Origin of the sequence: Protofrankia sp. BMG5.30 (assembly GCF_001983005.1) — a bacterium.
GTDB classification, from domain to species: domain Bacteria; phylum Actinomycetota; class Actinomycetes; order Frankiales; family Frankiaceae; genus Protofrankia; species Protofrankia coriariae.
In genome coordinates this window covers 308,289-327,353 of the sequence record NZ_MOME01000010.1, presented here as the reverse complement: position 1 = coordinate 327,353, position 19,065 = coordinate 308,289, and the positions used below count along the sequence as shown (strand labels likewise).

At 69.4% G+C, this 19,065-nt stretch carries 14 protein-coding genes; 7 read left to right on the top strand and 7 right to left on the bottom strand.

The window, feature by feature from the left end; translation table 11 throughout:
* Positions 1–811 precede the first annotated feature (811 nt).
* Genes BL254_RS06675 through BL254_RS06665 form a run of 3 tightly spaced genes read left to right on the top strand, consistent with a single transcriptional unit; the run spans position 812 to position 4,565 of the window.
* On the top strand, positions 812–1,948 hold the full coding sequence (locus tag BL254_RS06675; protein ID WP_139342208.1) for a substrate-binding domain-containing protein: 1,137 nt from the start codon (positions 812–814) through the stop codon (positions 1,946–1,948).
* A complete protein-coding gene (locus BL254_RS29070; RefSeq protein WP_076842799.1) occupies positions 1,945–3,528 on the top strand; it encodes a sugar ABC transporter ATP-binding protein in 1,584 nt (527 codons plus the stop codon). Before BL254_RS06675 ends, BL254_RS29070 begins: the two co-directional genes overlap by 4 nt.
* A complete protein-coding gene (locus BL254_RS06665; protein ID WP_047222463.1) occupies positions 3,525–4,565 on the top strand; it encodes an ABC transporter permease in 1,041 nt (346 codons plus the stop codon). The genes BL254_RS29070 and BL254_RS06665 overlap by 4 nt, the downstream gene beginning before the upstream one ends.
* Before the next feature lie 228 nt (positions 4,566–4,793).
* Here the strand turns inward: BL254_RS06665 and BL254_RS06660 are convergent, their stop codons facing one another.
* A complete protein-coding gene (locus BL254_RS06660) occupies positions 4,794–5,570 on the bottom strand; it encodes a FadR/GntR family transcriptional regulator (protein WP_083730884.1) in 777 nt (258 codons plus the stop codon).
* Positions 5,571–6,271: 701 nt separating this feature from the next.
* Between BL254_RS06660 and BL254_RS06655 the strand changes: the two genes are divergently transcribed.
* Positions 6,272–6,493 (top strand): hypothetical protein, encoded by a 222-nt coding sequence (locus BL254_RS06655; protein ID WP_047222518.1) that lies wholly within the window; start codon positions 6,272–6,274, stop codon positions 6,491–6,493.
* A gap of 735 nt (positions 6,494–7,228) precedes the next feature.
* Positions 7,229–9,244 (top strand): amino acid transporter, encoded by a 2,016-nt coding sequence (locus tag BL254_RS06650; RefSeq protein ID WP_371390100.1) that lies wholly within the window; start codon positions 7,229–7,231, stop codon positions 9,242–9,244.
* A gap of 88 nt (positions 9,245–9,332) precedes the next feature.
* Here BL254_RS06650 and BL254_RS06645 read toward each other — a convergent pair whose 3' ends face one another.
* Positions 9,333–10,181: an SDR family oxidoreductase gene (locus BL254_RS06645; RefSeq protein ID WP_047222460.1), complete on the bottom strand. Its 849-nt coding sequence runs from the start codon at positions 10,179–10,181 to the stop codon at positions 9,333–9,335.
* Between the two features lie 292 nt (positions 10,182–10,473).
* Positions 10,474–11,403 carry a PAC2 family protein gene (locus BL254_RS06640; protein WP_076842797.1) on the bottom strand — a complete coding sequence of 310 codons (930 nt, stop codon included), beginning with the start codon at positions 11,401–11,403 and terminating at the stop codon, positions 10,474–10,476.
* 388 nt (positions 11,404–11,791) lie between these two features.
* Between BL254_RS06640 and BL254_RS06635 the strand changes: the two genes are divergently transcribed.
* Positions 11,792–12,973 carry an XdhC family protein gene (locus tag BL254_RS06635; protein ID WP_076842796.1) on the top strand — a complete coding sequence of 394 codons (1,182 nt, stop codon included), beginning with the start codon at positions 11,792–11,794 and terminating at the stop codon, positions 12,971–12,973.
* Positions 12,974–13,102: 129 nt separating this feature from the next.
* On the opposite strand, the gene BL254_RS06630 is transcribed toward BL254_RS06635, so the two are convergent.
* The 3 genes from BL254_RS06630 to BL254_RS06620 all read right to left on the bottom strand — a co-directional run bounded on the left by BL254_RS06630 (position 13,103) and on the right by BL254_RS06620 (position 16,779).
* Positions 13,103–13,405: a hypothetical protein gene (locus tag BL254_RS06630; protein WP_217699239.1), complete on the bottom strand. Its 303-nt coding sequence runs from the start codon at positions 13,403–13,405 to the stop codon at positions 13,103–13,105.
* Positions 13,406–13,579: 174 nt separating this feature from the next.
* Complete coding sequence (locus BL254_RS06625; protein WP_076842830.1) at positions 13,580–15,919, bottom strand: ATP-binding domain-containing protein; 2,340 nt, start codon at positions 15,917–15,919, stop codon at positions 13,580–13,582.
* A 272-nt stretch (positions 15,920–16,191) separates the two neighbouring features.
* Positions 16,192–16,779, bottom strand: coding sequence for a hypothetical protein (locus BL254_RS06620; RefSeq protein WP_047222457.1), 588 nt, complete (start codon positions 16,777–16,779; stop codon positions 16,192–16,194).
* Between the two features lie 238 nt (positions 16,780–17,017).
* Here BL254_RS06620 and BL254_RS06615 point away from each other — a divergent pair, with 238 nt between their 5' ends.
* On the top strand, positions 17,018–17,743 hold the full coding sequence (locus BL254_RS06615) for a tyrosine-protein phosphatase (RefSeq protein WP_076842795.1): 726 nt from the start codon (positions 17,018–17,020) through the stop codon (positions 17,741–17,743).
* A 110-nt stretch (positions 17,744–17,853) separates the two neighbouring features.
* On the opposite strand, the gene BL254_RS06610 is transcribed toward BL254_RS06615, so the two are convergent.
* Positions 17,854–18,873, bottom strand: a complete 1,020-nt coding sequence (locus BL254_RS06610) for a methyltransferase domain-containing protein (protein ID WP_076842794.1) — start codon at positions 18,871–18,873, stop codon at positions 17,854–17,856.
* Between the last annotated feature and the right edge of the window lie 192 nt (positions 18,874–19,065).

The window sequence follows — 19,065 nt, the reverse complement described above, 5'->3', positions numbered from 1 at the left end:
GGGTCTGACCTGCACATCGGCTGCCAGTCGGCATCAGAACTTGGAGAAGCGGTTGTCGCCCGATCGTGTTGTCGGACTCGCCACTGCCAGGTCGGCGCATACCGACGGCTGTGGTCATGGCGTCATCGATGGCTTGCCCATCGCGCCGCGGTGCCCCTGGGGGGAGGAGGTGCCTGATGTGCTGGATGATCGACGCGCAAGCAGTGCCCGTCCGCACGCTACTGGACGCGACGGATCCCGACCCGGCCCCGGTCTAGCCGGATCCGTGGTGTCGTCCTGGCCGTGCCGCCCGTTGCCGGCTCCGGGCCGGTGCGTCATGGGACGCCGGTCACGGCAGGGCGCGATCACGCCCCGCCATGGGACGGCCGTGGTCACGGGGCCCGGGCCGGTGCGGCCGCGGACTGCCCGCCACAGCGAACTGAATGCATGACCGGCTGACCGGCGCTCCCGCCGCGGCTGTCCGCGGGTGACCAGCCGTTTTCGGTGAGTAGAACGCGAAATTCCGAACACCGACTGATCACCGGCCGTACGCCGACCGCGTGTCCGGGTAGCCCAGTTGTCCACCAGCGGATCGCGACCATGCCACGGCGACCCGCACCGTAGCGATCTGTGCCAATAGCGACCCGTGCCGTATCGAACCGTGCCGTATCGAGGTGCCGGCACCCGTCCGAAGCCGACGCTGGCGACCTGTCGTCAGCGACGTCGACCACCCAGGGTCGACCACCCAGAAAGGTGAGCCGCAGAAATGCCGACGACCCATAGCGCATGTATCGGAGAACCCACCGGCAGATCACGCTGGTCCGCCGGTCGTATGCGTTTACGTCTCATGCTGGTCGCCTGCGTCGCATTAGCCACGGCTGCCACCGCCTGCGGCAGCTCGTCCTCGGACGAGAACCCCGGGCCGTCCAGCGGCTCCTCGTCGGTGGCCGCGGGCAGTGAGGTCGAAAAGGCCAACGCCTTCATCAAGACCTATCTCACGCCGCCGACGAAGATCTCCATCACCGCGCCGCTGAACTCCGCGCCGGAGGCGGGCAAGACGCTGGTGTACCTGCAGTGCGAGCAGCCGCAGTGCCAGGTGGTGGGTGTCGGCGTGCAGGCCGCCGCGGAGGCCGCGGGCTGGCAGTTCAGGAGCATTCCGTTCCAGTCGACGAACCCGTCCACGCTGACCGCCGGCCTCACACAGGCGCTGCGGTACAACCCCGTCGCGGTGTCCGTCGTCGCCGAGCCGTACCCGCTCTGGTCGAGCAGCGTTCCGCAGTACCAGCAGGCCGGAGTCCCGCTCATTCCCGTGTTCGTCGGCCCCACGGACAACAATCCGACGCTCATCGCCAACGTTTCGAATCCCGACTACTCGGCGCTGCAGGGCCAGCTCCTGTCGGCCTGGTTCATCGCGGACTCGAACGCCGAGGGGAAGGTGCTGTCGGTGAGCATTCCCGACTACCCGTACCTCGGGGCGGTGTCGGCCGGGTTCGAGGCCGCTGTTGCCAAGGACTGCTCCAAGTGTGAAGTAACCAAGATCAAGGTCGGTGTCCCGGACGTGGGCAGCGGCGCGATCAACAGCACCATCGTCTCGGCGCTGCGCAAGGATCCCTCCATCAAGTACGTCGTCGTCTCGAACGTCGCGTTCGTCCACCCGCTGCCCGCCGCGCTGAGCGCCGCCGGCCTGAGCGGCAAGGTCAAGATCGCGGGCTGCTGTGGGACCAAGACGGACGAGGAAGGTCTGAAGACCGGGCAGTTCGCGGCGGTCACCGGCACCGGCGCCTACTACGCGGGCTGGCTCGTCGTCGACGCGGCGCTCCGCCACAGCCAGGGCCTGCCGATTCCCCCGGAGTCGGGCTTCCCCTCGCTTGGCCTGCTGACGAAGGACAACCTGGTCCAGCCGACCGACAGCTATGACGTGCCGGCGGACTACGCCGACCAGTTCAAGGCCCTGTGGAAGCTTCGGTGAGTGCACGATCTGAGTCCGTCGCGGATCGCGAGCCGTCTGCGCTCGCGGTCCGCKGCGTCTCCAAGACGTTCTTCGGCAACGCGGCCCTGTCCGGCGTCGACATCGACGTCGCCGCCGGTGAGGTCCACGCGCTGCTGGGTGAGAACGGCTCGGGCAAGTCCACGATCATCAAGATCCTGGCGGGGTACCACCGGCCCGACCCGGGCGGCGAGATCCTCGTTGCCAGCCGTGCCCTGGAGCCGGGCYCGCCGGACTCCGCATATGCCCTTGGCTGCCGGTTCGTCCACCAGGACCTGGGCCTGATCGACTCCCGTTCGATCGCCGACAACCTCGCGCTGGTTGCCGGGTTCCCGCTGAAGTGGGGCACCGTCCGGGACGGGGAGCTGCGGCGTATCGCACGTCGGGACCTCGCCCGCGTCGGGCTGGATCTCGATCCGGATCTCCTGGTCGGTGCGCTCTCGCCCGCCGAGCGCACGGGTGTCGCGGTGGCCCGCGCGCTTCGGGATGACGCGTCCGCGCCGCCGGTGTCGCTGCTGGTGCTCGACGAGCCGACAGCCACTCTGCCCGACGCGGAGGTGCAGCATCTGCTGTCGATGGTGCGCACGGTGGCGAACCGCGGGGTCGGGGTTCTCTACGTGACGCACCGGCTGGAAGAGGTCTTCCAGGTGGCCACGACGATCACCGTGCTCCGGGACGGCCACCGGGTGGCTCGGGTCCCGGTCTCCTCGGTGAGCCGGGCGGAGCTGATCTCCCTGCTCGTCGGCACGGAGTTCGACGACGTCCACCGGGTGTCGGCCGAACTGCCGGTGGAGCACGACGAGCCGCTGCTGGTCGCCGACGCGCTCTCGGCCGCCCCGATCGACCGGATCTCGCTGGAGATACGGGCGGGTGACGTCGTCGGGGTCGCCGGAATCACCGGCTCCGGGCGGGAGAGCCTGCTGTCGGTCCTGTTCGGGGCCCATCCCAGACAGGCCGGCACGGTCCGCGTCGGGCAGACGAGCCTGCCGCCGTCACGGCCTGATCTGGCGATGAGGGCCGGCGTCGCGTTCCTCCCCCCGGACCGCAAGACACAGGGCGGCTTCCTCGACCTGAGCGTGCGGGAGAACATGACGATCAGCGATCTCGGGCCGTTCTGGCGTCGTCTGCGGCTGTCGCGGCGCCAGGAGAAGACCGAGGTGACGAGCTGGATCGAGCGTCTGAGCGTCAGGCCGCCGGCCGCCGAGGCGCCGCTGTCCTCCCTCAGCGGCGGCAACCAGCAGAAGGTTCTGTTCGCGAAGTGGTTACGCCGTTCACCGAAGGTGTTTCTGCTGGACGAGCCGACGCAGGGCGTGGACATCGGCGCCAAGGCGGAGCTGCACCTGGAGATCCTGGAGGCCGCGAGAGCCGGTGCCGGCGTCGTCGTCAGCTCGTCGGACACCGACGAGCTCGCGGCGCTGTGCCACCGGGTGCTGGTCCTGCGCGAAGGGCGGATCGTGACGTCCCTGGCCGGCAGCGCCGTCACGGCGGCGGCAATTTCACACGCGTGCCTCGGAGCAGACCTCGGGGCGGGCGTCGGAGTGGACGATGGGGGGATTTCATGAGCGCGACAGACGGGCGCAGGTTCAGCTTCGGTCTGCAGAGCTACAGCGGGCTCTACCTGTGGGCGACGTTCATCATCGTGTTCGGGGTCTGGAAACCAGATCTCTTCCTGACGAGTGCCACGTTGCACTCGGTGGCCGCCGCTCAGGCGGTGTCGGCGATGCTGGCCCTCGGCCTGCTCATCCCGCTCACCGCCGGTGTGTACGACCTGTCGGTCGGCGCGGTGACCAACGTGTCGGCGGTGCTCGTGGTCACCCTGCAGACCGTGCACGGCGTAAGCATGGGCCCGGCGATTCTCGCGGCGATCGCCACGTCGGCCGCGATCGGGACGGCGTCCGGGTTCATCGTCGTCAAGCTGAAGGTCAACTCCTTTGTCGCCACGCTCGGTATGGCGACCGTCGTCGCCGCCATCCAGACGATCATTTCGGGTGGGACACAGCCGTTCCCGCCGTCCGGTTCGGCGTGGACCAGCTTCACCCAGCAGACCGTGCTCGGTTTCCAGATCATCGTCCTCTACATGCTCGTACTGGCGTTCGTCGTCTGGTGGGTCCTCGACCACACACCGGTGGGCCGCTACCTGTACGCGATCGGGGGYAGTTCGGAGGCCGCGCGGCTGACCGGGATCAGCGTGGGCCGCTGGACGTGGCTGTCGCTGATAGCGTCCTCCACCATCGCCGGAACCGCTGGGATCTTCTACGCGTCCCTGTCCGGGCCGTCCCTGACCTTTGGTCAGGCCCTGYTGCTGCCGGCGTTCGCCGCGGTCTTCCTCGGCTCGACACAGTTGCGGCCCGGCCGGTTCAACGTCTGGGGCACGCTGCTGGCCGTCTACGTGCTCGCCACCGGCGTGCAGGGCCTGCAGTTCGTCACCGGGGTCCAGTGGCTCAACGACATGTTCAACGGTGTCGCTCTGCTCGCCGCGGTGTCCTTCGCGGTCTGGCGGCAGGGGGCGAAGGGCCGGCGTCGTGAGCGTGCGACAGCCACCGACACACAGGCCGAACACCCTGTCGACGCGGACGTCAAACAGCCGGTCGGGTCCTGACGTCCCAGGTGCAGCGACACCCGGCCGTCATGGCAGCCGGATGCGCTATGACGGCCGGAGGTCCCGGAGAGCTCTGGGACGGCGTAGGGCGCGACGCGATCGGTCGCGATCGGTCGCGATCGGTCGCGACAGGTGATGCGTCCCCGGCGAGACCGGGAACAAAGCCGTGCTGAATGCCCGTGCCGTCCGCCGGGCCCCGACGTTCGCCGCGGGCATCGGGGCCCGGCGTTATCCGGTCATCTTGGCCATCGGGGCGCGCGTGCCAACGGCGGAGATTTTTCTGATATCCGGGGACCGATGCGGATCGTTGGTCCGAATCAGGTCGTCGTTGTGGAGTTTCATCGCCCTCTCGAACGCGAAGCGATTGCGGGTGCGGATCGCCTCGATGATGTCGGAGTGCACGTTCAGGCTGTGCCGGAGCATCGCTTCGTGGCCGTCGATGAACGTCGCTCGGCTCAGCGTCGCCTCGAGCAGGGCCACCACGCTCTGGTGCATGCCRTCCAGCACCGGGATCCGCGCGGCGGTGACCAGCGCACGGTGCATGCGCATGGTGCCCTTGACGTAGCTGTGCGCGTCCCGGGCCGAGGCCATGCGGTCGTAGGCGTCCTGGATCGCGTCGACGTCACCGGTGGTCGCGCGGTCGAAGGCGACGGCGGCCAGACCGGCCTCCAGATGCATCCGGGCCTCGAACAACTGGAGGGGATGGGTACCGGAGTCGTRAAACCACAGATCCATCGCCCCCAGCCGGACCTGTGGGGGCAGGCTGGCGACGAAGATGCCGCCGCCGGCGCCCGGACGTACACCCACCAGGCCCCGGTTGCGCAGGATCCGCAGGGTTTCGTTCATGACCGTCGGACTGATGCCGAACCGTTCCATGAACTCGGCGCGCCGACCGAGGTGCGCGCCGACCGGCAGCCGTGCCTCGAGGATCTCGTCCTCGATGTCAGCGGCCACCTGCTCGGCGCGCGATTTGCGAGCAGCCGAATCAGGTCGTCGTCTGGCCACGGGAACCTCTCCTCGGACGTGGCGATGTACCGCTCGAGCAGCTGATGTAAAGGACAAAATTATATACACAATATCTTATGTCAGGGGAGGCCTCCGCGCACCTGAGGAGCGGGAATGAAGCGCCTATATGATACGTAAACCCGTTTCGGCGGCGGTGCGCGGCCGCGTGGGGCGCGCCATCCGGAGGAGCTTCGGGCCTGCCCCGCGGGAGGTCCTGTGGGAGGTCCCGTGGGAAGTCCTGCGGGGGGTCGAGGCGGGGGCGAGGCGGGGGTCGAGGCGGGCCAGGGCCGCGGTAGGGCCGTGGGCCGCCCTTGTTGGGCCAGATGATCGATAAAGGGGCGAGTCGTACGGCGAGCGGGCTCGACGGCGGCCCGGCTGTTACGCGCGGCATCGCGGGAGTGGAAGACAGCGGCCCGGCCGGCGGACGGGAAGCGGCGGCCGCCACGGCGAGTTTTTCCTGCCGGTCCGCCGCTCACGGGCCGACCGCTGGGAAGCCCTACCAGTCAGATTACCCAGGGCATTCTACCGGTTTCAGAAGAATTTCCCGGATTTCATCGGTGTGGACGTATGGTCCGAAGAATCTGCCACCCGGCGGGCGTCCGGGAAGTGGGTGTCGGTGGTGCGTTTCCGGGTGCGGCATCATACTTGTGGACACCGGAGCCGCCGGCCGGATGGCGGGACCGTCGGACGCAGGAGGAAGCATGGCTGCCATCGATCTCAACAAAGTGTTGGACAAGGCATGGGCGGACAAGGAGCTGCCGGAGATCCTGGCCGCCCCGGTGTCAGCACTGAAAGGGGTTTCCGACCGTGACGGCGAGCTGCTACGAGAGGCATTCAACATCAGAACGGTGGCCGATCTGGCCGATCTGAAGTATTTTCGCTGGGCTTCGGCGCTCGCCGCGCTGAACGTCTCGGCCAAGTAAGCCGACCCCGGGCCACGAATCCAGACAGCCGCCGGCCGGGTAACCCGCCGGCCGATAATCCCGCACGGCCGTTGTGGCCCGAACTGTTCCAGGGCCGGTACGGCCGTGCCGGGTCGCGCCATGTCGGCTGTCCCATAATGTCGGCTGTCCCATAATCCTTGTCATCCCCTCTGTGAACCGTGCTCATCCGTACACCGTGCTCATCCACGCTGCCCCGCCGGCTACCCGGCCGGGACAGTGCGCCGCCGGCTGTCGTCTGTTCGTCCTCCGCTGTTCTCCGGATGTCCCTCGTCCGTCGCGGAGCGAGGGTGGAACAGATGGATCAATGAAAAGTTTCCGATATCTCCGGTAGCGTCACGAATATTTTCACCGTCAGGAATCTTCTGCTCTCCCGCGCCGTCCGCCGGTGATCGCGGCCGGGCCGGTCCGCCGCGTTTGCCGATGTTCTTGTGACGGTGGCCACGTGTTGATGATCATAGCCGGCGGGATCGTGCACCGAACAACACGACCGGGCGCCGGGCGGGGCGGACGGGCGATGAATGCAACCGGATGCCCTCGTGACCATTCATCCGGACACCTCTGCGTGTGGCGGGGCCGCGCCGTAGACTCCGGCTCGTTTGGCCGCGTTGTGTCGCGCTTCCTCAACAGGTCGAACATCGCCAACAGGTCGAACATTGCTCTTCGTGGTGACTCACGGTCGACCGATGGGCCGCCTGGCGACTACGGGATGTGGTTATGAGCGAACCCTTACCCTTAACGCGACTCCGTATCCGATGGAAGGCACTGACAGTGACCGTCGTAGAGCCTCTCCGGAGAAGCCAGCGCGACCAGCGTCTACGTACCTGGCTGCTCCAGGGCCTGGCCGAGCGGTCGCGGCAGCACGCAGGACCGCACACCCAGCCATCGGTCGAGCATCGGCTGCACCCGTGGTGGCGTGTGATGTGTCTCACGGGAGTGGACTACTTCTCCACCCTTGGTTACCAGCCTGGCATCGCCGCTCTCGCCGCCGGCAGCCTCAGCCCGGTCGCGACCCTGATTCTCGTGCTGCTCACCCTCTTCGGGGCACTGCCCGTCTACCGCAAGGTGGCGTCGGCAAGCCCCCACGGTGAGGGCTCCATCGCGATGCTGGAACATCTGCTGCCGTGGTGGTCGGGGAAGCTGCTCGTCCTGGTCCTGCTGGGGTTCGCCGCCACCGACTTCCTCATCACGATCACCCTGTCGGCCGCCGACGCCACCGCACACCTCATTGAGAACCCGTACGCTCCGCACTTTCTGCACGGCCACAACCTGCTGGTCACGCTGGTGCTGCTCGCCCTGCTCGCCGCGGTGTTCCTCAAGGGCTTCACCGAGGCCCTCGGTATCGCGGTCGCCCTGGTCATGGTCTATCTGACGCTGAACCTCGTCGTCGTGCTGGCCGGCGTGGTCCAGGTGCTGCGCACCCCGCACGTCGTCGACGACTGGCGCGCCCTGATGGTGGCCGAGCACCCGAATCCCCTGCTGATCATCGGGGTGGCGCTCATAGTATTTCCCAAGCTCGCGTTGGGCCTTTCCGGTTTCGAGACCGGGGTGGCGGTGATGCCGCTCATCCGCGGGGACGCGTCCGACACCGAGGAGCGTCCCGCCGGGCGGATCCGGGGAACCCGGCACCTGCTCACCACGGCGGCGATAATCATGAGCGTTTTTCTGCTGGCCAGCAGCATGGTGACGACCCTGCTCATCCCGAAGGCGGAATTCGAGACGGGCGGTGCCGCCAACGGCCGCGCCCTGGCCTATCTCGCCCACGAACTGCTGGGCAACGTCTTCGGGACCTGTTACGACGTCAGCACCATCGCGATCCTGTGGTTCGCCGGGGCGTCCGCGATGGCGGGGCTGCTCAATCTGGTGCCCCGTTATCTGCCGCGTTACGGCATGGCCCCGCACTGGGCGCGTGCGGTCCGCCCGCTGGTCCTCGTGTTCACCGTGGTCGCGTTCGTCGTCACTGTGCTGTTCCGGGCCAGCGTCGACAAACAGGCCGGTGCCTACGCGACCGGCGTGCTCGTCCTCATCACGTCGGCGTCATTGGCAGTGACGCTGGCCTCGGCGAAACGGCATCGGCGCGCGTACACCGTCGGGTTCGCGACCATCTCGACGGTTTTCGTCTACACCACCATCGCGAACATCATCGAACGACCGGACGGTCTGATCATCGGATCGTTCTTCATTATGGCGATCATTGTCGTGTCGTTCGCGTCGCGTGGGATACGCGCGTTCGAGCTGCGCGTCACGGACGTCCGCCTGGACGACACCGCGACACGGTTCGTCACCGAAGCCGCCAACGCCGGTGAACTGCGGCTGATCGCCAATGAACCGGACCTGCGCGACGCCGCCGAGTACTCCGACAAGGAGCGACAGGAACGTCGCGACCTGCACATCCCCGTCGGGGATCCGCTGCTCTTCGTCGAGGTGACGGTGCCGGACGCGTCCGAGTTCGAAAGCGAGCTGGACGTCCGGGGTGAGGAACGTCACGGCTATCGGATCCTGAAGCTGACGAGTACCTCGGTGCCGAACGCGATCGCGGCGCTGCTGCTGTACCTGCGTGACCTCACCGGCGAGCGACCACACGTCTATTTCGAGTGGGGCGAGGGAAATCCGCTGCTCAACCTGTTGCGATTTCTCTTCGTCGGGGTCGGCGAGGTCGCACCCGTCACCCGCGAGGTGCTGCGCGAGGCCGAGCCCGAACCGGCCCGGCGGCCCTTCGTCCACGTCGGCTGACACCCGTGGCGGCCGGTCCGCGACTGGCTGGCCGGCTGGTCGCATGACCAGCCGGCCGATTACGGACAGTCGGTACGGCTGATCGTGATCACCGCGTCCGGCGCAGGAGGAAGCGGTCGCGCAGCCGCGGTGGCAGCCGGGCGACGGCGGCGGCGATGTGGGCGTCCCGGCCGACGAGATAGCGGGTACGGGGCCGCTGGGTGGTCAGAGCGTGCACGATCACCTTCGCGACCTCCGCCGGGGGGATCCCGGCGGCCTCGTTGCGCTTCGCGCCCGCGCGGGCGGCGGCGATCTGCTTGCCGTACAGCGTGTCGACCGCCGGGGGCAGCGTCGCGAACAGCCGTTCGGCGGATACCGCCGCCGACTGCCAGATCGGTGTGGTGACCGCGCCGGGCTCGATGAGAATGACGTCGATTCCCCAGGGCGCGAGCTCGATGCGCAGCGTGCCGGTGAGCGCGGCCAGCGCGAACTTCGACGCGGTGTAGGCACCGAGCAGCGGTGCGACGATCCGGTCGCCGACCGAGCCCACGTTGACGATCCGGCCGTGCCCGTCCCGCAGCAGCGGGAGTACCGCCTGGGTGACGGCCACCTGGCCGACGACGTTGACATCGAGCTGGCGGCGCAGCTCCGCCGGGGGGAGGAACTCCACCGGCGCGGCGACCGCGATACCCGCGTTGTTGACCAGGCCCGCGAGGCCTTCGGCCCCGACAGCGTCGCGGATGGTGACAGCCGCCGCTGCCACCGCCTCCGGATCGGTGACATCGAGTTGGACGGGCACGACCCGCTCGCCGAGTTCGCTCTTCAGCGCGGTCGCGTCCTCCTCCCGGCGTACGCCGGCGATCACCTGTCTGCCCTGGCCGGTCAGGTGGCGCACGGTCGCCGCGCCGATCCCCGTCGACGCTCCGGTGACCAGGACAGTCCCCGGGGAGGTGGTCATCTGCGGTCCCTTCTGGATGTTCCGTTGCGGGCCCGCGCTCGAACGAGCCCGCCTCGTGCGGACCCGCCGCGAGCGGGAGCAGGCTCTGGGTGGGTGGTGTGGTGCGCCCTGCGGGCAGGGTAGTCCCCTGACGACGCTTACGGAAGATTACTGCCAGACCGGTGGAAGCTTCATCGCTCTCTGTATCAAAAATGGTTACGAATAATCCGTCCCGGTATATCTGGGTCCCGCTGCCGGGGTCCGGTAGCGGGCGCCGGTACCTGGACGGAGCGGGTGCCGGGGAGCCCGCTGGTCAGTTCGAGGGAAGGTCGGGCGGGCCGTCGGGCTCGGTCTGCTCGGCGAGGAAACGCTCCAGCGCCGCGGCGAGCTCGTCCGCGGTGGGTAGCTCCTCGTCCTCGGCCGCCGGAAGATCACTTTCTGTCCGGCCCTGGATGAACGTGTCGTACTGTTCCTCAAGGGCAGTGACCAGCGCCGCGGCCTCACCGCCGTTCGCCAACTGCCGGTCGATGTTGCTGCGGACGGCCGCCGACGCGGAGCGCAGCCCGTCCAGCGGGAGCATCAGGCCGGTCGCCTTCGACAGCGAGGTGAGCAGGCTCTCGGTGGMCGCCGGATAGTCGGTCTGCGACAGGTAGTGCGGGACATGGGCGGCGAACCCCATCGCGTCGAGGCCGTCGCGCCCGCGCAGGTACTCGATGAGATGACCGGCGCTGCCAGGGGCCTGGACCCGCCGCACCCACGGCTCGTACCCGATGATGAGATCCCGGCGGGTGGCGTGCGCGGTGACGCCGCACGGGCGGGTGTGCGGAACGGCCATCGGGATCGCGTTGAGGCCCACGGTCAGCCGGACACCCAGGCGCTCGGCGAGGATGCCAACAGCGGCGATGAACCGCTTCCACTGCAGATCGGGCTCTGGGCCGGACAGCAGCAGGAAAGGCGTCCCGGCGCTGTCGTCGACGAGGTGCAGCCCGAGCAGTGGTTCGTCGTAGTGCTCCCAGTGATCCTCGGAGAAGATCATGAATGGACGGCGGGAACGGTAGTCGAGCAGCTGGTCGACGTCGAAGGTCGCGACGAGGCGGTTGTCCAGCGTCGTCAGCAGATGGTCGCGGGCCAGCCGGATCGCGCCACCCGCGTCGACAACACCGGTGAGGGCCTCCACCAGCACCGGTCTGCCGATTTCCGGCAGATCGTCGGCGACCTCATACAGCTCACGAGGGTCGAGCACTGGTCGGAGCCTCCTCACGGAAGTCTGTTGGCCGCTTCACCAAGGATGAAGCGACGACGGTGCCGATCTGTTCCTGCCGTGTGACGTCTCCTGAAAACCTGGCGGAGCGCTCGCGGTAAGTATCGCAGCCGGGCCCGTCCGGGCGGGCGGGGCCGTGGCGGGAGATCGTGACCTCACTCCGCGTGAGCTCCGGCTCTGCGCGCTGCCGCGTCCGCGCTCTGTGTGCTCCCGCGTCCCATGTGTTGCGGTGGGCAGGGTGGCCCACCGCCGCCGCCGGGCACGGCGGGGAAGGCAAGGCACTGCAGAGAAGGCATGGCACGGCAGGCACGGCAGGCACGGCAGGCAGGCAGGCACGGTAAGGCAAGGAAGGCACGGTAAGGGAGGCCCCATGCGTGACGCGCTGCCGGAGCTGGCTCACTGGTGGGCGGCGGGGACGCCGTTCGCGCTCGCCACCGTGGTCGGGACCAGCTCGTCCGCGCCGCGTCCGCCCGGCGCGGTGCTGGCCGTCGGCACCGGCGGGGATGCGGTCGGCAGCGTCTCCGGCGGCTGCGTCGAGGGCGCGGTGTACGAGCTGGCCTGCCAGGTGCTCGCCACGGGTGAGCCGGCGCTGGCCACGTACGGCCCGGACAGTGGCGATGACCTGGGCGGTGACAGCGGGCCGGGCGGTGGCGGTGAGCTGAATGGAGGCGGAAGGCCGGGCGGTGACGACGTGCTGGCGACCGGGCTGACCTGCGGTGGGACCATCAGCGTCTTCGTGCAGCGCATCGACCGTCGCGGCGCGCCGGAGTTCGGCGACGTGGCGGCAGCGGTGGCCGCGGCCGAACCGGTGGCGGTGGGTACCGTCGTCGACTCGGCCACCGCGCCGGTGCGGCCGGGAGCCCGGCTGGCGGTCTGGCCGGACCGCGTGGCCGGCACCCTCGGCACCGACGGGCTCGACGCGGCCGTCGCCGACGACGCCCGGGGAATGCTCGCGCGGGGGCACGGCGGACGGCGTGACTACGGGCCGCGCGGCCAGCGGGGCCGCACCGAGATCGGCGTGTTCGTGCAGGCGTTCGCGCCGCCCGCCCGCATGCTCGTGTTCGGCGCGGTCGACTTCGCGGCCGCGCTCACCCGCGTCGGGACGTTTCTGGGGTTTCGCGTCACCGTGTGTGACGCCCGGCCGGTATTCGCCACCCGTGAGCGTTTCCCGGCGGCCCACGAGGTGGTGGTCGAATGGCCGCATCGCTATCTCGGGCGGATCACCGTCGACCCGTCCACGGCGATCTGCGTGCTCACCCACGACCCGAAGTTCGACGTGCCGCTGCTGATGGCGGCGCTGCGCACCCCGGCGGGCTACATCGGCGCGATGGGCAGCCGGCGCACCCATGCCGACCGGCTCGCCCGCCTGCGGGCCGCCGGGCTGACCGAGGCGCAGCTGGCCCGGATCCGGGCGCCGATCGGTCTCGATCTCGGTGGCAGCACGCCCGAGGAGACCGCGGTGTCGATCGCGGCCGAAATCGTCCAGACGCGCTGGGGCGGAAGCGGCCGGCCGTTGTCGACGACATCCGGCCGTATCCACCCCATACCGTGACGCGCCGGTTGCTCGACGTGGATCGGTGGCGGGACCGGATCGACGGTGGACTGTCGACAGTGAACATGGACGAGTAAACATGGATAACGGTGGATATAGACAGTGGGCGAGGCGTCGGGCAGTGACTGGTCAGTACCAGATCAGCGCGTTCGCGTTCGACATCGTCAGGCCAACGATCCACAGTGCGACGTCGATGACGCCCAGGACGAGCCCGGYCGTTGCCAGGCGCCCGCCGCCACGTCGCCCACGCACCCCGAAGGCGATCGCGGCGATCCCGAAGATGATCCCGAGGAAGAACAGGCCGATGATCCCGCAGACCAGGCTGATGATCGAGTCCCGCCGAGCAGTCGGGGTCCTGGTTGATCCCGGTGTCTTTGTTTGTCCGTAGCGCACCCCTGTTCCGTTCCCACCGAACGCCGCGGAACACACCACGCATGCCGTCCTGCCCGGACCGGGCACGGTCCGGGACCCCTCGTCCGGGTCCGTGGCCAGCCCGGGGGCCTGGTCACCATCCGGACGCCGGTGCGTGATCCCGCTGTCGTGCCGGTGTTCGGCAACTGGGGAGCCAGGCTGCCAGCTGGCCTCGGGGCAGCTCTGGATCAGCGGCTACCCGGGCCCGCCGTCGACGGCCGGCCGCCGCTCGGTGGCCAGTCGGCYCAGGATCGCCGGCAGCGGGCCCGAGTGGACGACGGTCAGCGTCCGGGTGGCCCTGGTCAGTGCCACATACAGGTCGGCGAGACCGCGCCGTGAACCATCAATGATCATTTGAGGCTCCGCCACGACGACCGCGTCGAACTCCAGGCCCTTGGACTCCGCGACGGTGAGCACCGCGATCGGGGCGGCCAGCACGTCCGCCGCGCCGATGGGGACGGCCGGGGCGACCGCCGCGCCGACGGAGGCGGCCGCTGGCGCGGCCGCGAGCGCCGCGCGGACCCGCTCGGGCAGACCAACCGGGCAGATCACCGCCACTCGGCCCTCGCCCACTGCCTCGGCGGCGCGCAGCGCCCACGCGGCTGCCGCGGCGACCAGCGCACCGCCGCCGGGCTGGTCGGCATCGACAGCCACCGCCGTCGGCGGCGCTCCGATGGCTCGTATGGAACGCGGCGGCCTGGCAGAGGGATCCTGCGCGACGAGGACGTCAGCCGCCACGTCCATGATCTCCATGGGTGTGCGGTAGCTGACGCTGAGCCGTTCCAGCCGCCAGCGATCGCCGATGTGCGGGGCCAGCGCCTCGGCCCAGCAGCCCGCCGCGGCCGGGCCCGAAGCCTGGGCGAGATCACCGACCAGGGTGGCCGAGCGCATCGGGCAGCGCCGCCACAGCAGCCGCCACAGCATCGGCGATACTTCCTGCGCCTCGTCGACGATGAGATGGCCGAAGGTCCACGACCGGTCGCCGCTGGCATGCTCCACGGCGCTGCGCCGTCGGTGAGGGCCGTACCAGCGTTCGGTCATGCCCGCGGTCATCGTCTCCACGTCGACCGCCCCGGTCAGGCCGAGCCCGTCAAGGACCTCACGGGCGTACTCCCGCTCGGCCTGCCGCTCCTGTGTGGCTGCCCGCTCGGCCGACTGCGCGGTGTCGACGTCCGGATCCCCCAGCAGTTCGGCGGCCTCGTCCAGCAGCGGCACGTCCGCCGGCGTCCACGGGGCGTCGGCCGGACGGCGCAGCAGGTGACGCTCGTGAGCGGTCAGTTTTGCCGCGCGCGCCGCCGGGGCGAGCCGGGCCGGCTCGGCGAACAGGTCGGCGAGCAGACGCCGCGGGGTCAGCCGTGGCCACAGCGCGTCGAAGACCGCCCGCACGGCCGGGTCGGCGCGCACGTACCCGGCGATCTCCTCGCGTTCGTCGTCGTCGAGCAGGCCACCGGGAAGATTCGCGATCACCTGGTCGGTGAGCACGGCCGTCAGTTCACGGACGAAGATCCTCCGGGCTGGATTGTGCGGGCGGCGGCTGCGCCGGGCCCGGGTACGGGCGTTCTCCACGGTCCGCCGGGGCAGGTGGAGYACGGCGCCGTCGTAGCGGACGTCCACCCCCTCCGCGGGCACGTGCTGACGGTTCTTCACCGCCTCGGCCACCAGCGTCGCCATCCGCAGGTCACCCTTGAGCGCGCTGACGCGGGCGTCCTCGTCACCGGTGGCGTCGACGCCGGGGAACARCCGCCCCGGGGTGGCGAAGACCACACCCGTCTCGCCGAGTGAGGGCAGCACCTGCTCGATGTAGCGCAGGAACACCGGGCTCGGGCCGACCACCAGTACACCGGAGCGGACGAGCCGTTCCCGCTCGGTGTACAGCAGGTAGGCGGCCCGGTGCAGGGCCACCGCGGTCTTGCCCGTACCCGGCCCGCCGTCGACGACCAGGACGGATCCGGCGTCGGCGCGGATCACCCTGTCCTGTTCGGCCTGCAGCGTCGCGACGATGTCGTGCATGTGGCCCGAGCGGGGCGCGGACAGCGCCTCCAGCAGCGGGGTGTCACCGCTCGCCCCGGCCACCTGGGCGGCGTCGGCGGCGGTGGGGTCGAGCACGTCGTCGGTGAAGCCGCATAGTTCGCGCCCTTTGGCCCGCAGGTGGCGACGCTGCAGCAGTCCGTGCGGGTCGGCGAGGGTCGCCCGGTAGAAGGCGGTGGCCACCGGGGCCCGCCAGTCGATCAGGATCGGTTCGTGTTCGGTGTCCGACAGGCCGATCCGGCCGATGTAGACGCGCTGATGGTCGGTGCGGTCCATGGCGCCGAAGCACAGCCGTTCCTCGGCGGCGTCGAGCCGGTCGATCCGGTCGGAGTACGCGTCGGCGAAGGCCTCCCGCTCCACCCGGGACTGCGGCGTGCCGGTGCCCGCCGTCACCAGCACCGCGCGCAACTGCTCACGGGCCTGGTCGCGCAGGTCGTCCAACCGGTTGTACAGGACGTCGACATACGCCTGTTCGCGCGCGAGTTCGTGCTCGTACGTCGTCGGCACCTGTGATCCTTCCGGTTTGTGGGCGGTGAGCACACCCGGCCGCGCAGCCGGGCCTCTGACCGGCAGCCGCTGGCGGGCATCCGCTGACCGGCATCCACCGGCCGGCATCCACGAGTGGAACGCGAGCGGAACGGAACATGGATCCTACGACCGGCTGCCTCACCAGCGCCCGGCGGGCCGAAAAAATCTCCCTGCCGCTGCGGCCGGTGCGCCGATGTCCGGCCGCACCATGCGTGCCCGAAGCATGCGTGCCCGAAGCATGCGTGCCCGAACTATGCGCACCCGACTATGTGCACCTGCTCGGACGGCACACCGCTGAGCAGCGCCGCGTCCCGGACGGCCTGCGTCCACGCGTGCGGACCACAGACGAACACGTCGTGGTCAACGATACCGGGGACGATCTGGCGCAGCGCGACGTCGTCGAGCAGGGCGGAGAAGCGTTCCGGCAGCCACGACGAGCGGTCCGGGCAGCGGTGCCCGGGCAGGTAGATCACCCGGATCCCGCGCAGCACAGCCAGCATGTCCAGTTCGTAGCGAAAGGCTGGGCTCTCTTCGGTCACGGCCCGGTAGATCAGCACGGCCTCGGTGGGGGAGCGGTCCTCCTCGTCAAGAAGCGCTCTGATCGGGCCGATGTCGACGCCGCAGGCCATCACGGTCAGCGGTCGTGGGCGGCGGCCGGCGGGCGGCACGGCCGGGTCGACGCCCGTGCCCGGGGCCAGCGTCGCCACGGCCAGGTCCAGCGTTGTCGTGGTCATGGTGTTCGTCCTCCATCGGCTCAGGAAGTCCAGGGCCTGTCCGGGTGTCTGCCGGAGCAGGGTGCGGTACGAGCACGCGGAGAAGAAGCAGAAGAGCATGGTCACGGCTTTCGGCTCCGCGTGATCCTTTAATGATCCTTTGGTGATTCCGCTGGTCCGCTGGGTCGCGCCGGCCCTGCCCTGCCCGGCGGGGTCCCTGCGGCGCGCCACCATCCACGGTGGGCCGGCGGACTTCACCGTTGCTGAATCCAACCTGTGAGGTTGCTGGGAGTTCACGTCGCCGTCAGGGGAGGTGGATGTGCTCAGATAGAACAACATCGGACGATCAACACGGAGCGGACGTATGAGCGGTGAGACGATTGTCGATCAGTTGGTGAACCTGCGTGACCTGGGTGGGCTGCCCACCAGCGACGGCAGACTGACCCGGGCCGGTGTGCTCTACCGCAGCGAGGCACCCCTGCACGGTGACCGGCCACCGTCGAACGGTCTGGCCTGGCCGCCTCGCACGGTCGTCGACCTGCGCTCGCCGGTAGAGCAGGACGGTCCGCACCCGCTGACCTCGGAGGCGACCGACATCCACCTGGTTCCGCTGCTGGGCGACGTCGATCCCCACGATCCGACATCCCAGACCACTACGGCGCTCGCCGGYGGTCTGCGCACGCTCTACCAGTCGATCATCGTTTCCGCTGGCTCACTGGTGGTCAACATCCTTCATCTCGCGGCCCGGACACCCGCTCCGCTGCTCGTCCACTGCGCGGCCGGGAAGGACCGGAYCGGTCTTGTCGTGGCGGTGCTGCTGCGTGCCGCGGGCGTCAGGGCGGACGCGGTGCTCGCGGACTATGYGATCACAGCCACGAACATGCCCGCGGTGCTGCGACGGATGGGTGACAGCCCGCTGCTGCCGGGCGGGGGCAGGAACGCGCGCGATCTTGCCAGGACGTCGTCTTCGGCCGTCGAACAGGTGCTGGGTGTCATCGACGGCCACGGCGGTGGCGTGGCGGGCTGGCTGGCCGACAACGGCGCGGATCCGGACGCGGTATCCGCCTGGAAGTCCCGTCTGCTGTCCTGACCGTCCCTGTCCCTGTCCTCCGGCCGACCCGGCTTCGGTCCCGTCCAAACCCGGCGTTGCCGGTCTCGCAAAAATTCGCTGGGTATTCTCCGATGCCCTTTTTCTCGTCCTTACCGTTTTTCTTGCCGGTCATCGCCGAACGGTCGCGGGCCCACGTGGTGGACCGTCTGCCCGGGGACGGGAGCATGGATCTCGATTGTGAAGGACGCGGTCGGACGGGCGCCGTGCGGCCAACTGGCCTCGATGGCCGCACGGACCTCCGGCGCCCGCCGGTGGTGGGCGGTGGGCCCCATCATCACCAGATTCAACAGGTCGTCCGGTGACAGGGACAGCTCGAGGTCGAAGGTCAGCTTGTCCTGTCGGACGAAGAATCCGGCCAGTTTCGCGCGCAGCCGCTCGGATTTTCTTTCGTCCACGGTGACCAGGCCGAGCGGGCCCACGATTTCGGCAAGATGGCGGGCGGTGGGTGTCACGATGGCCAGCCGTCCGTCCGGGCGCAGGACGCGGTGCATCTCCGCGACATTTCGTGGCGCGAAGACGTCGAGAACAAGTGTCGCCGTCGCGGTCCGGATGGGTAGTGGGTCGCGTACGTCCGCGCCGATGGCGCCGATGCGCGGATGAGCCCGGGCCGCCCGTCGCAGTGCGTAGCGTGACGTGTCTACCGCGATACCGACCGCGTCCGGAGCGGATCGGAGCAGATGCGCCAGGTAGTAGCCGGTACCGGCGCCGACATCGACGACGACCGGTGCGCGGCCGGACGTACCGTTGTCCTTGTCCTTGTCCTTGTCCTTGTCCTTGGCCACGGCCACGCCGCTGTCCTGGGGCGCGCCGCTGGCCGCCTGACGACCGTGGCTGGCAGCGGGTGCGCCCACGAGTCTGCTCGCGGGCTGGCCGGTGAGCCCGTCGGTGATCTTGTCAGTGAGCCTGTCGGCGAGCCGATCAGCAAGCGCGGTGTAGTGGCCGGCGCCGAGGAAGGCATCCCGCGCCYGCACCATGTCCGCGCTGTCGCCGTGGAGCGCCTTCGCCCGCCCGGCAGTGAGCGTCAGGTAGCCCGCCCGGGCGAGGTCGTAGCCGTGACCCGCCGGACAGCGCACCTGCCCTGGCCCCGCGGTCAGCCCCTGGTGACACATCGGGCATGTGAGATGGGCAAGAACGGTATGAATCATGCCGGGCCCGCCGTCATCATCGGCCGCATGGTAACGACAGTACGTGYCTGGTGAGCCGGAACGATCGACCGTCGACCCGGCGGTGCCAAGGACGGTGGGCGTCCGAACGGTAAGGGCGCCAGAGCAGCGGAGCTACCAGATCAGTAAGGGCACAGC